Here is a 16,388-nt window from a genome sequence, read left to right on the forward strand (position 1 = left end):
TTCAATGTATAAAAGAGGACCGCTATGATTATCGACCAAGAACATGCAGGAATTGTCATGCGAGCCAAGACCCATCCGCGACAGCTGGGAATCCCTTTAAGTCGCTGGGGCCGAAATCTGATTGCATGCTGCCCGTTTCATTCTCCCGAAGAAACGTCTCTGTTCTTTTATGACGCTTTAGGATACTGGCGCTATCGTTGCTTGCAGTGCGGCAGCGAAGGTGACCTTGTTGAATTTGTAATGCGCAGTCGCTTTAACGGCATGGACGAACAAGCCGCTAGAGCGGAAGCTGTAGACTTTTTAGGAACGCTTGAACCGGATCGCGACCGCGAACAAGATGAACATCCGTGGATCAAGGAAATCGGTGGCGAAAAATCCAAGGTTCTCGAAAACTTTGTGCGCTACTGCCACTGGGCCGCCTGCAGAAGCCCGTCTTCGGCCGACTTCTTGGCCGCCCGCGGATGGAGCATTGGTCAGGCTCAGCTTTATGGCATTGGCTATTACAGCGGCGACCCGGAACCGTTCGTGAGCTTCTGCATGATGTCGGGCATTGAACGCCACCAAATCAGTTTTTATCTGGACAACTTGGATGCCTACCACGAACCGCGTATCACGATTCCTGCCCGCAATTCTAAGGGCTTGATTCACTCCGTTTACGGTCGCCTGATCGATGAATCTGACGGACCGCACACCTATGTTTCTTACGCCTCGGGCCCGGCAGACATTCCGTTCAACATTCAGTCCGACATTACAAAACCTGTAATTGTCGAAGGCTTCTTCGATGCACTGACCGCCGACCTCGCCGGCATTCCGGGTGTGGTTTCGACCATGTACCAGGAACTGAGCCTGAGCCACCTGTACAAGCTGAAGGCTTGCGGAGCCGAATCGGTAACGGTTATCTTAAGGCGCGAACAGGACCGCCGCGAACAGGAATACCGCATTCAGAAATACCTGAAAATGGCCGAGCACCTCGGTCTGAAATTCAAGTCCATCGTTCTCCCGAAAGACGAAACGGTCGACATTGTGGTCCGCAAGAACGGCGCCGACCAGTTGCTTTCGCTTGTCGAAAATACAGTCGAAGACACGGTACACACCCACCGCCGCTCCATGCTGTTGCAGGACATCAAGGAAAACTTCGATGCCGCCATGGTTTGCCCGCCGGATGTAAGCGTTGGCTACGCCCTCAACACCTTCCCGAAGTTGACTCAGGAAATTGACGGCATTCAGTCTGGCTGCTTCTATGTGTCATCGAAGCCCTTCGGCCTGAAGACGACCCTCCTTTCGAGCCTTGCTTTGGATTTGGTCCAAAGTAACCCGAAGCTCAAGCTGATTTACATTGCCCTCGAAACGCCTCGCCGTCAAATCTTTGACAGGCTCGTCGCCATGCTGATTGGCGAATCGGTGCTGACCGTGCGCAAACAAAGCGAAGACGAAGGCGTAAACCAGAAGATTCTGGAAGCGACCCGCGACCTGATGGCATTCGTGCGCAACAACCGCTTGGAAATCTGGGACGACCAATTTGATTTCGACAATATTGAACTGCTTGCGAACTTGAGAGAAGAAATCAAACAGCACCACAACTTGGTCGTTGTCATTGACGGCATCGACCATTTGAAGGTTTCGGACTACGCGGAACTTCTGGACATTCACGAAAGACGTTCTTCGGTAATCCTCGACTTGTACAAGGCCCTGGACATTCCGATGTTCGTTGGCGGAGAGCTCATCTCTTCTGACGAAGGACTTGTGGGACCACGCGCCTACCTGCGCGATTCCGATGCCATTTACTGGCTGGAATCCAAGGACGGGAAAATGGTTCTTACCGTCGATTCCAAGCGCTTGGGCAACAACCAGCTGTACCAAGGTTCGATTTCAATCGACCCGGCTTCTAACCGCATGCAAGAAGAAGCCGAGATCGACTAATGTTCACCATAGTTGATTTCAACAACTTCTGGAGTCCATCGGGCGGTGGCGTACGACGCTACCACCTGCAAAAGATGGCATTTTACGAACAACAAGAAGAAGTCTTGTCGGTGTTCGTGATGCCGGATTCCAAGACTTATACCGAACAGAAAAGCAACGGGCTCATTATCGAGCACGTGGAAGCGTACCGATTCCCGGGCAAGTGGGAATACCGCTTTATGTGGCGTCCGTCGCAAATCAAGCCCATCCTTGAGAAGTACAAGCCCCAAGTGATTGAAGTCGGTTCGCCCTATATTTTGCCGACCGTGGTGCGACACGTTGCCAAGAAGGTTGTGCCCAACGCCATTCTTTTGAGTTTCTGGCATGCGGACTTTCCCATTACCTACGTGCAACGCCCCGTGACAAACAAGTTCGGCCGTACGCTAGGCATTTTGGCGAAGAAGGTCGCCTTCTGGTACGCTAGACAAGAATTCAAGCATTTTGACGGCATCCAGGTTTCTTGCGACGAAGTCCTGAAGCGCCTCGAAAAGAATCGCCTGCCCAAATCGCACTGGATTCCGCTCGGTTGCGATATTCAGATGTTCTCGCCCGCAAAACGCGACGAAGCGCTTGTTCAGAAATTAAAAGCCGGAAAACCGGAACGACTCACTATCTTTTTCCCGCATCGTTTTTGCGAAGAAAAGGGAATCGAGCTCTTGTTGGGCGCCTACCCCCTGATTGCAGAAAAGCTGGGATGCGAACCGGCGCTTGTCTTTGCCGGCACAGGCCCGTACCTGCCGCAGGTCGAAGAAGCGGTCAAGAAGCATTCTCACATTCAATACGCCGGATTCATTTCGTCGATCGATGAAATGGCAAGACATTACGCCAGCGTAGACATGGGACTGGCCCTTTCGGGCTGGGAAACCTTCGGGCTTTCGATTCTGGAAAGCATGGCCTGCGGAAACGCCCAAATTGGGGCAAGCACAGGCGCCGCTGCTGAACATGTGCTGAACTCAGGTGCTGGCGTTGTCTTGAAAAAGCGCACGCCCGAAGCCCTGGCAGACGCCATTGTAGAACTTTACCGTTCGGACCTGAGCCAAAAGAAGGCAAACGCCCGAACCTACGCCGAAAAATTTAGTTGGAACGATTGCTTTAAGCGGCAATTGGACCTTTACAAACAAATTTATAATCAAAAGAGGAAATCATGATCCGTCACATTGTATTTTGGAAATTGAAGAGTGAAGCTGAAGGTGCTTCTGCAAAAGAAAACGGCCAGAAGATGGTCGATGCATTCCACGCTTTGGCCGGAAAGATTCCTGGTCTCTTGAGCATTGAATCGGGTTTGAACTTTAACAAGGCCGAACTGGGCAACGGGGATGTAGAATACGATGTCGCACTCGACACTACATTCCACACCAAAGCAGCACTCGACATTTACCAGAACCATCCGGAACATTTGGCAATTGTATCGTTTGTTAAAAAAGTCGTAACAGAACGCCATGCAGTTGATTTCGAGTTCTAATCGTTGAGCTTGGAAAAAACTCATTTTATTTTGTAAGACTCACGACAAATCTCATTTCTTTTTGCTAAATTATTGAATATGGTTCAATACAGTCAAACTTCATGGCAGGAATATACTCTGGCAAATTTGCTGGAGACCATGCGCTATGCGCCCATGAACGTGACTATCGGAAAATCCCCCGTTGTACACTATACGCTGCCCAAGGCAATCGAAGCTGGCGAAATCGTACGCTACACTGTTGTAGTCGGGTTCCGCAAGATTTGCTGGACGGGCCGCATTAGTGCAATCAACAAGGGCAAAATCATGGTCCGCCTGGACAAGGGTCCTTTCCGCGGATTCAATGCGAGCCACGAATTTGTAGACGAAGGCAATTTGACCGCCTGCTACGACGACTTTTCTTTCCAAGGATTCAGCGAATTCCCGGAAGAAGCTTTTGCAAAAGTGATGGACAACGCTTCGATTGTTTACGCTGTGGCTAGCCGTAAGGACGCCCGCGATACTCTCGCAGCCATCGAAAGCAAGAAACAGACCCAAGGGTTCAGCGCCATCGACCAATCCGCTACCGCCGGATAGCAGCGGAGATTTCCATGTACAGAAACCTGGAACAGGCACTGCTAGATCTTGAACGAGCAGGCATGCTCAAGCGCATTCAGCGCGAGGTGGACCCGTACTTGGAAATGGCCGAAATTGCCCGCCAGGCATTTGAAAACAAGGGACCGGCCATTCTTTTCGAACATGTGAAAGGAAGCCCGTTCAGGGCCGTTTGCAATATCTTTGGCACGCAGGAACGGCTTGATTTTCTGTTCCGCGACACCCTGAAAGGGACTCAAACCGCGGTCCTGTTCAAGTCGAATCCGGTCGAATTCTTTAAGCACGCCTCGCCCGCCAAGCTTTTAAGAGCCGCACGCACAGGCCTGCATTCACTCCCGAAAAAAAGCGGAAGCCTTAAGGATTTTAAGGAATGCAAGCTTTCGGACTTGCCGCAAATTGTCTGCTGGCCTAATGACGGCGGTGCCTTCTTGACGCTCCCGCAGGTAGCGACCCGACCCGCCGAGAACGCCTCGATTATGACGACGAATATGGGCATGTACCGCGTGCAGATTTCGGGAAACGATTACGCCAGCAACGAATGCGGGCTCCATTACCAAATCAAGCGCGACATCGCTAGGCACCACCAGAAAGCGATTGAAGAAGGCAGACCGCTTAAGGTCAGCATCTTTATCGGTGGCACGCCCGCGCAGACGGTGGCAGCCGTCATGCCCATGCCCGAAAACCTGAGCGAGCTCCTGTTTGCAGGTATGCTCGGCGGCAAGCGTTTCCGTTACTTTATTCACGACGGCTACCTGGTTTCGAGCGATGCGGACTTTTGCATTCTGGGCGAACTCCAGCCGGATTTAAAGCCCGAAGGCCCTTTCGGCGATCACATTGGCTACTATTCCGATAGGCACCCGTTCCCGTATCTCAAGATCGAAAAAGTCTTGTGCAAGAAGAACGCGATCTACCCCTTTACCGTCGTAGGGCGCCCGCCGCAAGAAGACACCTTATTCGGAAGCTTTATTCACCAGATTACAAAGCCCATGGTGCCCGCCTCGATTCCGGGGCTTGTGGCGCTCCACGCCGTCGATGACGCCGGCGTACACCCGCTTTGCCTAGCGCTTGCCCACGAACGCTTTAGGCCCTACGCCAAGCCCGAAGACCGCGAGCCGCTCGAACTCCTGAAGACGGCAAACGCTATTCTCGGATTCAATCAGGCAAGCCTGACCAAGTACCTTTTGATTGCCGCCGCCGAAGACGAAGAGGCCGGCCATAAAATCGACGTCAACGACGTTGCCGGATTCTTCGGGCATGTGCTGGAGCGAATCGACTTTAGCCGCGACTTGCATTTTGAAACCAGCACCAGCATCGACACGCTTGACTACACCGGAAGCAAACTGAATCACGGTTCCAAGCTGACACTTGCTGCCGCAGGCTTAAAGAAACGCGAACTGCGCCACAATCCCGAAGATTTGCAATCACTCAAGATCCCGGGAATTACCTCGGCCAAGATTCCGATGCCAGGCGTCATCGTTTTGCAAGGCCCCGCTTACGATAGCTCTGGCCGCGAAAACTTCATCGCAGAAATCGAAGAGGCGCTCGCTCACTGGGAATTCCGCGAGAATTATCCCTGGATTTCGATTGTCGACTCAGAACTCGATTCTTCTCTGGACACTAGCAATCTTCGCGATTTCTTGTGGCTAACCTTTACACGTTCTGATCCGGCAAAGGATGTTTTCGGTTATCAAGCCCGCATGAGCGAAAAGCACTGGGCATGCGAAGCCCCGTTGATCGTGGACGCTCGTATCAAGCCGCATCATCAGAAAGCGCTTACCGTGCCTGCAGAAATTCGAGAACAAGCGCATCAAGTTTTGGAGGAAGAAAAAGTTTTTGGGGGTTGTAAATGAAACGTTTTTGTTGGATAACCGTACTTTTTTTGAGTTTTGCATCGTTTGCCTTTGCAGATCATGTCTGCGGGACATCCATCATGATGGAAAACTTTTTAAACAACAAAAACAAGTCCTTCTCGCATTTCAAATATTCTAAACCGAGCGCTCTCGAGTCTGCAACAGCCTGCACAGATTCAGACCTTTATGATAGCGTTTACACTCGCACTACAAAACATTTCGAAATTTTCTATACGCTCGAAGGCCCGCACAAAACGACTAAGGCCTACATTGACTCGCTAGAAAAAGCCCTTGAATACGCATGGGACTTTCATGTGAACAAATCGGGAATGCGCCCTCCTAAAGGGTACTTCGAAACGCATCAATACCAAAAGTCAACACAGAGTGACCTTTATCCGGTTGAAGTGATAGACCTATCCATGTTACGCAACGCCAAGGAGCTCCTCAATGGCGAAACCTGCGATTTGTGTTTCGGGCTCACACTTCTCATGAATGACGACGAAAGCGTCCTGCTGATAGAAAACGATTTTAGGCATGGAGTGGAGAAAGCCTCAACCATTGATACAGCCCATGTCAATGGAAAGTCCTGCCCATACATTAGCCCCACAGAAGATTTCACGAACCCGATTTATAATTATTCTTACGCTAAAAACTTTATGCCAGCGCTCCGCGTGACGGCGGTTCATGAGCTTTACCACGCCATTCAATTTCGCTATTTGAACACCTCTGTGAACTTCTGGTTCGAAGCATCGGCTTCGGGAGTTGAAGAAGTTGCGGCTCCAGATGTCGATGACTATTTCGAACACCTTTCGTATGTGGCAAACAGAGTCGGGCAACCCTACCCCACTCTTGCCAAACCTTACGGCGCAAGCGTCTTGTTCTTGTACCTGAACAACCATGTGGGCAGCGACATAAACAGACTTATCTGGGAAAACTTTACGAAAGAACCCAACAAAAATTTCCAGTACCAATTAACGCAAGTCGCAAAGAAAAAGGGTCTTTCAGCTGATTCCTTGTTCCACGACTTCGCAGTCAGACTTTCGTTTGCGGGCGATCGAAGCAAACTTGTCGATTCTACGTTCTTGATTGCAGACGATCAAACAAAATGGCCCCAATTCAAGACGACACCTCAAACCGGAAATTTCGAAGCACTCCCTCTTGACTATGTAGCCTACTATTATAACACGAACGGAACGCCCGATTTGTCCAATTTTGAAGGAAAGGCCTCGGCGGTCGCAATTTATCCGGATTCCTACAAGATTCGATTCTTGCCAACAACGAACAGCATCGATTCTGTCAAGACCGAATTTTTACGCCAAGGAACTCCAGATTCTACCATCTGGGTTTTCAGCCGTTTTTTCGAAGACGACTTGATTCCGACCGTATTAAAGGATTCTACGCTACGAGCCTACCCCACCCCTTGGCGCCAAGGCCCGCTTTGCTTTACTCCGCTTCCGCGTAACAAAGATTATATTGAGCTCCGTAATCGCCGCGGTAACCTGATTACCAAAATCAAGTATAACGGCAGTACGCATTGCATTGACGAAAGCGAAGTCAAATCGCTTTTTGCGCCAGGAATATACCGCTTTAGAATTGAAAATAGCGGTAAGTTGAAAGACTTTATAATTGTTTATTAAAGCCAGCTGAAAATATTGTTCGTCTTTTCGAGACCGGGCAATATGGAGCTTGCGGCAGGCTTATCCGTATTGCGGAGAATTGCCTTGCAGGCTTCGGCAAACAGTTCATGTCCGTTATTGTAGTGGTCGTCGAGACGGCGACGAGCATAGCCTTCTGCGGAATGGTTGTGAATCATGAACGCCCAGTCCGAAGACTGGAACAGCATGAGTTCGCGTTCCATCTGCTTAATGTAGCGGGTCAAGAGTTTTCCTCGCGGAGACCCCTCGCCCATCTTTTCGCGAATAGATATCAAATGATCAATCATCGCCCGCATACGATACGATTGCGGGTAATACTTGTCCGTTTCACCGTTAATCCAAACGGAGCCGAAACCGCCTTCGCCCCAGCTGGAGAAAGCCGGCTCATGCACATCGGGGTCCGCAGAATTAGTCATCACCTGGTCTGCGCCCGCAAATTCAATCACCGACGAAGAGGCTGCACGCATCAGCATTTCTTCGAGGAATATCGGGCCTTCAAACCACCAGTGGCCAAAAAGTTCAGCATCGTAGGGACAAAGCATGGCTGCCTTGTGGCCTTCCATGTTCACCAGCAATTCCGAAATGGTGGCTTCGCGGTTTACCACAAAAAGTCGCGCATGGTCTTCGGCGAGTTTCATGGCATTCCACGGGCGGTAAATTTCTTTGTGTTCGCCACCGGTAATGCGCTTGTACTTAAAGCCAGAATCAATCGGAGTATCGCCGGCAAAGAAGTATTCGCCCAAATAATCACGCGGGCGTTCTCTGGCGATATCCGTAAAGAATTCACGGTACTCGGGGTGGCCCGGATAACCTGTACGGCGGCTCCAGACCTCCATGGAACTTTTCTGTTCGCGGCCCATGCAGTAAAGCCCCTGCGTGGTACGCAGCGGCGTGAACACGCCGTACTTGGGCGGAGGCGACGCCAGCAAGGCGCCATGGGTCTCTAAGAAGAAATAATGCAGGCCGAATTCGGCAAGGTACTTGTCGAGTCCCGGGAAGTAGCCGCATTCAGGAAGCCACACGCCCATGGGCTTACGGCCAAAAGCGCGCTCGAACGTTCGCACTGTGACATCGAGCTGCATGCGAATAGATTCCGGATCGCTCTGGTATGCCGGCAAGAACGGGTGCGTGCCCACGCAAGTGAGCAAGTTCAACTTTCCAGCCTTTTCAAGCTCCAGGAATTCCGCAAGCAAGTTGCGATGGATGCGATTTTCCCACAAGTCAATCAGCGTGTGCTGACGCGAAAGGTAAAAATGAGAGAGAGTCTCTAAATCCGTGCCCGCGTTGCGGGCCACTTCTTTTTCAATCAGCTTAAGTTGCTGTTTCAAATGGTCCGAAAACTTGTTCAGCAAGCTTTCGTCCGAAAGCATTTCAATCAGCGGAGGAGAAACGCTTAAATTGAGCGTCCCGGGCACACCCTTTTCCAAGAGACGGCGCATGGCCTGCACCAAGGGCAGGTAGGTTTCTGCAATAGCTTCAAACAGCCAATTCTCTTCGAAAAAGCGTGTATAATCCGGATGCCGCACAAAAGGTAAATGTGCGTGCATCAGGAAAATGATTTTTCCGGGAGCTCCCATTAAAACGGATTACTCCGTGCGCTTCACGACAATCGGAACGATCGTGGTCGGGAAATCGCCATCCTTGTCGGTCGCAAACACCGGAATGATCTTGGTAGAATCCGGCAAGTCTTCTTCAAAGCTGAAGGTGCCATCCGGGTTCAGCGGGAACGGTTCGCCGCGCACCTGGAGGTGTGCATCCGGACGAGTTCCGCCGTAAACGATCAAGCGAGTCTTGACCCACAGGAAGAAATCCTTACCGTAGTTCACGGAATCCTTAGCGACTTCGATGTTGTTCGACTGGAGGGCAGCGCTAGAAAGGGCGCCCGAGAACATCGATTCCGAAGAGCTACCAAAGTTACCGCCAAGCTTCTTGAGCCAAGATTCAGCCGTCTGGCTAGAGAATCCGGAACTCATGAAGTTGCCGAGCGTGTTGCCACCGAGAGAAGCCTTGGCAAAGGCATCGTCTTCGGCAGGAGCGGCTGCGGACTTGTCAAAAGTCATGACCGGAGCCGATTCCACAATGGGCATAAAGTTCTTGCCGGATACGGCACCGAGAACGGCGACGCAGGCCTTGCCGGCGGTATTTTCGACATACCAGCTACGGGCATTTGCCGGAACTTCGACATCGCGGAACTTGCGCTTCTTGCCGCGCTGCACCGTAAGGTCATCGGCAATGTCGAACAGACGAAGAACGATTTTCCCCTTACCGTGCTTCGCTTCGTTAATTCTGTTTTCGGACACTTCCCAGAAGGCGTGCATCCAGTTCGGGTCCTTCTGCATGAGCACCAGGTATTCGGCGTCAAAGGACTGTGCCATTTTGGCGACATCTTTTTCGGACACCTTAGCCCTAGGCTTTCTTGCAACCGGCTTTGCAGGCACAGCCTTTACGGCAGGCTTGATAGCGGGCTTTGCAACAGGCTTTACTGCAGGCTTAACAGCCGGTTTAGCGGCGGGTTTAACAGCGGGCTTTGCAGCAACCTTAGCGGCAGGCTTTTCAGCAGCTTTTGGAGCAGCGGCCTTCGTTGCAGTCTTTTTCGCGGCGACCTTTTTCACTTCGTCCGAAATCTTGGAAACCTTCGTTGCAGCAGCCTTCTTCACCTTGGCTACGGCTTTTACAGCCTTTTCTTCAGCATCCTTCATCGTCTTAAGGGTTGCGGTCTTTTTGGCAGCGACCTTCGCCACCTTTTCCTTTACCACAGCCTTAATTTTCGACTTTGTTTCTGTTTCTTTTTTTATAGCCATACTAGGCCTCCTTCATTAAAAATCCTACCTGCGCTCCTGGCCCCATGTAGCAATACCGGTGAGACCAATACGGAGCCCGATAAACGTTTCTTCCCATTCTGTTTTAGAATCGGAGAAGCGCTTGCCCCCTTGCAATGCAATATCGATTGTGGTGCCCTTGCGGCCCAGCGGGAATCCGCCACCGAGCGAGCCACCCACTTCATAAACATCCTTGATGTACCAATTTCTGTACCATGCTCCGGCGCGATAACTAATTCGGCTCCAGTAAGCATCATAGAACAGCGGAGATCCATCAAACTGGTAACCAAGCGACACCATGTAATCTGTCTGGGTTTCAGTTTCTTCGGGCATGTTCCAACCACCCGCGATATTCTGAATATCCTTGTCCCAAATGCGCCAAGTCAAATCCATCATGACATTGTGACGCTTTGCCAAGCGGTAATTGACGCCTGTGGCAAGCATTGCCGGCACATCAATTTCGCGCTTAGAATGGGTCGATACAATCGAATCCAGTTCGCTGAATCTAAAGTCATAATCCAGCGAATTGACCAAGGTATAACCGGTCGTATACGACAAGAAATACGATGCCATCTTACCGCGATACTGGATAGCTCCCGTATAGTAAGCCGGGTGATGCTTGATTTCCCAATCGCCTTCAACATGGTCAGAAAGATTGCTTGCATCTGCAGCCCAAGTTTCAGAAGATTCCAGGTCGTCGTAACTAGGACCAATCGTCAAATCACGAGAAATATTGCCCATTACAACGTGCGCAGACGCACCCACAGAAAGGGAACGGAAGAACGGCAAACGAACCGCATAAGTCGGAACGAGTTCGTAGACGCTACCCTTGTATTCAATTTTGGAATCAGTCGTCGCATTTTTATTTTCGAATTCATCGTTCAGAGAAGACGAATAATGCTGCCACAACGAAAGACCCATTGCACCGAACATGCCCATAGGGAACGAAAAGTTCATGGACGGAAGCGTCATGCCGGAATACGCATAATGCTTACCCCCGTTACGGGCTGCATCGAGTTCCATAGCAAAGTTCAGGTTAAAAACCACCTTCGCATCAAAAGCCATTCGTGCCGGGTTCACGACAGACAAGCCTTCGGCATCGCCCGTTTTGGCATTACCGGCAAAACCGCGTGCCGCCGCAGACGTAACACCACCCATCACCTGTTCTTCGCCCAAGGCATCAAGCCCGATCATCGAAGAAAAAGCAAAACTCGTAAAAGCACCTAATGCAAGCAGAAATTTTTTCATTATTCATCCCCCCGCCTAGATGCAAGCCAGAGCTTAAGAGTCATCGGATTTTCCAAAGAGGTTGAAAAATCGTAGCGGGCATAATCAAAGTAATTCACATACTGAAGGAGAGTGTCTGTCACACTCACGATCGAATCGCCACGATCGGTCTCAATCGTATCTTTCCTAGACTTCGTATAATCCGTGAAGGTCGGGTCCTTTTCCTGCAAGTACGGAAGGCCCATACGCATCATGAACTTCATATTACGGCCATCGCTAGCCTTATTCAAGAATTCACGCACGCCGTAAGTCAGCTGAATCGTCAAGGAATCGCCGTCGTGGAAAATCAAGTTCTGGAAACCCGATTCGACAACCGTAGCCGTATCGATAAGGTACTTCGACTGCATACGGCGAACCACCTGGTCAGCACTATCCACAAAGGAGCCGCTCAGCATCTGGATGGGATAACCAAATTCGTTACTGCCCTTGGAATCATCGCGGGCCATCGTAAGTTGCGCATGGAGAACCACCTGGCGAACATCGTTGCCGTCGCCATCTGCACTGGGGAATTCATCGCCATAAAATTCAGACAGAGCCTCAAGGATAGGTTCGGACGGAAGTTCAACAACCAAGGAATCGTAAGTACCAGCATGCAGAATCGGGCATTCCGGACAATCTTCCTCGTTAGTCATGACATCTGCCATACGGAACGGATTAGGCGTAACGTATGTCATCGAATCTGAATGCATTTCGAAAATAGGCGGACGAGCCGTTCCATCGCCATAGAAACGGTACATACGGGGCGACTTCGGCGCAGAAAGACGAATCTGCAAGCGAGCGGCACCCTTCACCTGTTTAAGTTCGTTCACTAACTTCGAAGGCATATCCAAGCGGAGCCCTCTAGCCGTCGTGGTATCGGTGTCTTTAGCCTTAAGCATCTTCTTTGTCAGCTTGACTTGATAAGTCGTATCAACCGAGCCATCGCTTTCCCATTCCGTCAGGCTTTTGTACCAGGTCGTATCAGCTTCGTCCATCACATTCGAAAGGAACTTCTTATACGAAACAGAATCCGTGGATGTAAGTTTCCAGCTCACCGTGAAATCGACTTCTTCGTCAAAAGGAACATAATCCGACGGGATAGCGTTGTCTTCGTAGAAAGGCTTATGCCAGAACAGTCCCAAATACGCGCCCGAAGTATCCGATTCCGTAAACGACTTCATAAAATTCGACTTGGCTTCAAAAGCAATATCAAACACCAAGTCATGCGTAATGTTCGAAGAATGTCCAAGAACAGCACTGATGTCTGCAGACCTAGGCAACTCAGGAGCATACCTTTGGGCCGATGCCACCTTGATATTTTCAATGCTCAAAGTCTGCACCTTATAGCTACTCGGCAAGCCGCGAGCATCAAGCCAAGATTCCACACCATTTTCGTCAGAATCGAACAAGCAGGCGGTCAACGTAATTGTGCATAGCGATAGCGCCAACGCCAGTAAATGGGTCTTTTTCAAATGATTAAGCAATGTTTTCTTCACTCAGTACTCCGAGTCTAATCTGTAATTCCAAGGACAATATAGCAAATTAGGTACAAATAACCGCCAAAATTTCCTATATTTAGGCCCGAAAAAACTAGAGGATATTATGGCCCAATTCAACGCCCATTTTAGGAACATCAACGGGGACGATACTTACCCGCTGACCGACGTCATTTACCGCAGCAAAGTCGACGGTAGCTTGCTCGAAGTCGAACATGACCGCGCAGCACTTGCAAGCAAGAGCCCCGACGAATGGAAGAAGCTCTTTGCCGAACGCCGCATGAGCTTTGAACCGGCCGACATGAGCGGTATTTGGAGCAAGCGCGAAATGGTGCTTCCCGACATGCCTCTCGAAGACATCGTGACCATGCGCGAAGGCTGGAGCCCGCTGTTTGACGCCGCTCCGCTCGCAAAAGAAATGGGCATCAAGAGCCTGAAGGTCAAGCTTTGCGGTAACTCTCACACAGGTTCTTTCAAGGACCTCGGTATGACGGTTCTCGTGAGCCAGGTGAACCACATTATCAAGAAGGGTATTCACCCGATTGACGCTGTGGCTTGCGCCTCTACCGGTGACACCTCTGCCGCTTTGAGCGCCTACTGCGCCAAGGCCGGCATTCCGAGCATCGTGTTCCTGCCCGCCGGCAAGACGAGCGTTGCCCAGCTGATTCAGCCGATTTCTAACGGCAGCATCGTGCTCGCCCTCGACACCGACTTTGACGGTTGCATGAAGATTGTGCAGCAGGTCACTGCCGACAACCGCATTTACCTCGCCAACTCCATGAACAGCCTCCGCGTGGAAGGCCAGAAGACGATTTCTCCGGAAATCTGCCAGGAAATGGGCTGGAAGGTGCCCGACACCGTGATTATCCCGGGCGGCAACCTCGGCAACGTGAGCGCTCTGGCCAAGGGTTTCGAAGACTGCAAGGCCATGGGCCTTATCGACCGCATTCCTCGCATTATCGTGGCTCAGGCCGAAAACGCCAACCCGTTCTTCCAGGCTTACGAACGCGGTTTCGACAAGCTCGTTCCGATGCAGGCCAAGAAGACTCTCGCTAGCGCCATTCAGATTGGTAACCCGGTCAGCTATCCGAAGGCCGTGCGCGCCATCCAGAAGACGAACGGCATGGTCGTGAGCGTTACCGAAGAAGAACTCGCCAATGCCGCCCACCGCGGCGACCGTATCGGTCTCTACTGCTGCCCGCACACTGGCGTGGCTCTCGGCGCCCTCGAAAAGCTCGTTGCCGCAGGCAAGATCGATAAGGAAGAAAACGTGGTCGTCATCAGCACGGCACACGGCCTCAAGTTCACCGAATTCAAGGTCGGCTATCACGAAAAGAAGCTCGAAAACATCTGCTCCAAGTTCGCGAACCCCGTATTCAAGGCTCCGGCAGACCTCGGCGCCGTCATGGACATCTTGAAGAAAGAGATGGCCGAAAGAAGGCGCTAATGCGACAAATCGTCATTCCGGCCACCGCCGGAATCTAGAAAAGCTCCGCGTCAAAGCGGAGCTTTCTTGTTTTAGGAATTTTGAGCGGAGTCCAGCCGTTCCCCGATAACCAGGCTTAAATAGGCGATTGCGGCCGAAGATGCGGCAACCACGCTATCAGAACCATAGAACATAGCGCCGAAAACGACCGGAGCCAAGACCAGGAGCGTGGAAAACAGGATGTTGTTATTTGCAATGCTAAAGCGATTCATAATTTACCTCTCTTTTACGCATACAAATATACCTTTAAAATAATGACAAAAATTGTCATTTTGCAAACAATAAAAAAGGCGGGACTTGCCCGCCATATTAGCTAATAAAAAGAATTAGCCAAATATCTTGTTGTACAATTCCGGAGCGAACTTCTGGAAGTACCCCTGAATCAAGATTATCGCGATTACAACGGGAATCACCCACTTTACATAAAAGCGAACAATCTTATGAGTCGGGAACTTGAACCCTTTACCGGTATTGATTTCGGCATAGAACTTTTCTTCGCCCCAGCCGCGCTTATGACAACAGAACACGATAAACAAAATCGAACCGATTGGCAACAGCGTATTGGAGACTAAGAAATCTTCGAGATCCAGCACACAACTACCTTCGCCAAAAGGCTGGAAACCAGAAATCATATTGAAGCCGATGGCGCAAGGAATCGAAAGCAGCACTACCAGCACGGCATTCACGCGCACCACTTCCCTACGGTCAAAGCGGCGGGCATCGCGCCAGAAGGTCGTGATGTTTTCAAACACGGCCACCACAGTCGAAAGAGCCGCAAACGAAAGGAACAGGAAGAACGCCGCACCGCAAAGTCGCCCCGCAGGCATCTGCGAGAACACATTCGGAAGCGTCACAAAAATCAAGCCCGGCCCCGCATTGGGTTCAAGCCCAAAGGCAAAACAACTGGGAATAATAATCAGACCAGCAAGCAAGGCAACTGCGGTATCCAAGGCGCAAATATTGGCCGCCTCTTTTGCTATCGAATGATCCTTTTTGATATAACTTCCAAAAATGGTCATGGCTCCAATACCGAGACTCAGCGTAAAGAAGCTCTGACCCAACGCCGCAAAGAGCGCTTCGCCAATGCCGTTCTTCACAAGGTGGTCAAAATTGGGCAACAAGTAAAAACGCAAACCCGCCCCAGCACCAGGAAGCGTGACAGCGCGAATCGCAAGCGCAATCATAATGACAAACAAAAACGACATCATCCACTTGGTAATGCGTTCTACGCCCTTTTGGAGTCCGAGCGAAACAATACCGAAACCAATCAGCGTTGTCGCGACCATCCAGCCAACCTGAATCGCAGGACTTGCAAGCGTTTCGCCGAACATTGCGCCGACCTGTGCCGGAGTCACGTTCGAGAAATCGCCCACCACCATACGGTAGAAATAATAAAGCATCCAGCCGCAGACCGTGGTATAGAACATCATGAGCAGGTAGTTACCCGCAATCATGGGCCACTTCGCCAAATGCCACTTGGAATGTTTCGGTTCAAGTCGTTCAAAAGCACGACCCACACTGCGGTTCGCGGCACGGCCCACGGCAAATTCCGCCATGAGAATCGGAAGGCCGAACACGAGCAAGAAGAACAGGTAGATCACCACAAAAGCGGCACCACCGTACTGCCCCGTAATAAACGGGAAACGCCATACGTTACCTAGGCCAATGGCGCAGCCTGCCGAAATGAGGATGAACCCCATACGGGAAGCAAAGGATTCTCTGTTACTATTCATATAAAAAAATATAGAGTGTTGTAAGTTTTTTGTCACATTTTAGTTTCGAAGAATCCGATTAAAACGGATCC

At 50.8% G+C, this 16,388-nt stretch carries 13 protein-coding genes; 7 read left to right on the forward strand and 6 right to left on the reverse strand.

Features of this window, described 5'->3' with window-relative positions:
* Positions 1-24: 24 nt before the first annotated feature.
* The 6 genes from QOL41_RS00275 (at position 25) to QOL41_RS00300 (ending at position 7,499) form a co-directional block, all read left to right on the forward strand.
* The gene (locus tag QOL41_RS00275; protein WP_283428183.1) at positions 25-1,920 is read left to right on the forward strand and encodes a CHC2 zinc finger domain-containing protein; all 1,896 of its coding nucleotides are present in this window, start codon (positions 25-27) and stop codon (positions 1,918-1,920) included.
* Entirely contained in the window at positions 1,920-3,107 is a 1,188-nt protein-coding gene (locus QOL41_RS00280) for a glycosyltransferase (protein ID WP_283428184.1), read from the forward strand. Before QOL41_RS00275 ends, QOL41_RS00280 begins: the two co-directional genes overlap by 1 nt.
* A complete protein-coding gene (locus QOL41_RS00285; RefSeq protein ID WP_283428185.1) occupies positions 3,104-3,421 on the forward strand; it encodes a Dabb family protein in 318 nt (105 codons plus the stop codon). The genes QOL41_RS00280 and QOL41_RS00285 overlap by 4 nt, the downstream gene beginning before the upstream one ends.
* Before the next feature lie 78 nt (positions 3,422-3,499).
* Positions 3,500-3,994, forward strand: coding sequence for an SRPBCC family protein (locus QOL41_RS00290; RefSeq protein ID WP_173652774.1), 495 nt, complete (start codon positions 3,500-3,502; stop codon positions 3,992-3,994).
* 14 nt (positions 3,995-4,008) lie between these two features.
* Positions 4,009-5,862, forward strand: a complete 1,854-nt coding sequence (locus QOL41_RS00295; RefSeq protein ID WP_283428186.1) for a UbiD family decarboxylase — start codon at positions 4,009-4,011, stop codon at positions 5,860-5,862.
* Entirely contained in the window at positions 5,859-7,499 is a 1,641-nt protein-coding gene (locus tag QOL41_RS00300; RefSeq protein ID WP_283428187.1) for a hypothetical protein, read from the forward strand. Before QOL41_RS00295 ends, QOL41_RS00300 begins: the two co-directional genes overlap by 4 nt.
* Here QOL41_RS00300 and QOL41_RS00305 read toward each other — a convergent pair.
* From QOL41_RS00305 to QOL41_RS00320, 4 genes are read right to left on the reverse strand one after another with little or no spacing between them, the layout of a single operon-like run.
* A complete protein-coding gene (locus QOL41_RS00305) occupies positions 7,496-9,064 on the reverse strand; it encodes a glycoside hydrolase family 57 protein (protein ID WP_283428188.1) in 1,569 nt (522 codons plus the stop codon). The genes QOL41_RS00300 and QOL41_RS00305 overlap by 4 nt on opposite strands.
* A gap of 39 nt (positions 9,065-9,103) precedes the next feature.
* Positions 9,104-10,318, reverse strand: coding sequence for a DUF4912 domain-containing protein (locus tag QOL41_RS00310; protein WP_283428189.1), 1,215 nt, complete (start codon positions 10,316-10,318; stop codon positions 9,104-9,106).
* A gap of 24 nt (positions 10,319-10,342) precedes the next feature.
* Positions 10,343-11,584: a BamG-related protein gene (locus QOL41_RS00315; RefSeq protein WP_283428190.1), complete on the reverse strand. Its 1,242-nt coding sequence runs from the start codon at positions 11,582-11,584 to the stop codon at positions 10,343-10,345.
* Complete coding sequence (locus QOL41_RS00320) at positions 11,584-13,098, reverse strand: hypothetical protein (RefSeq protein ID WP_283428191.1); 1,515 nt, start codon at positions 13,096-13,098, stop codon at positions 11,584-11,586. The genes QOL41_RS00315 and QOL41_RS00320 overlap by 1 nt, the downstream gene beginning before the upstream one ends.
* A 106-nt stretch (positions 13,099-13,204) precedes the next feature.
* Here QOL41_RS00320 and thrC point away from each other — a divergent pair, with 106 nt between their 5' ends.
* Positions 13,205-14,545, forward strand: a complete 1,341-nt coding sequence (gene thrC / locus QOL41_RS00325; RefSeq protein ID WP_173652767.1) for a threonine synthase — start codon at positions 13,205-13,207, stop codon at positions 14,543-14,545.
* Between the two features lie 71 nt (positions 14,546-14,616).
* On the opposite strand, the gene QOL41_RS00330 is transcribed toward thrC, so the two are convergent.
* Positions 14,617-14,796: a hypothetical protein gene (locus QOL41_RS00330; protein WP_283428192.1), complete on the reverse strand. Its 180-nt coding sequence runs from the start codon at positions 14,794-14,796 to the stop codon at positions 14,617-14,619.
* Positions 14,797-14,910: 114 nt separating this feature from the next.
* Positions 14,911-16,317 carry a sodium-dependent transporter gene (locus QOL41_RS00335; protein ID WP_283428193.1) on the reverse strand — a complete coding sequence of 469 codons (1,407 nt, stop codon included), beginning with the start codon at positions 16,315-16,317 and terminating at the stop codon, positions 14,911-14,913.
* Positions 16,318-16,388 lie beyond the last annotated feature (71 nt).

The organism is Fibrobacter sp. UWB10 (genome assembly GCF_900182935.1).
Lineage (GTDB): Bacteria > Fibrobacterota > Fibrobacteria > Fibrobacterales > Fibrobacteraceae > Fibrobacter > Fibrobacter succinogenes_O.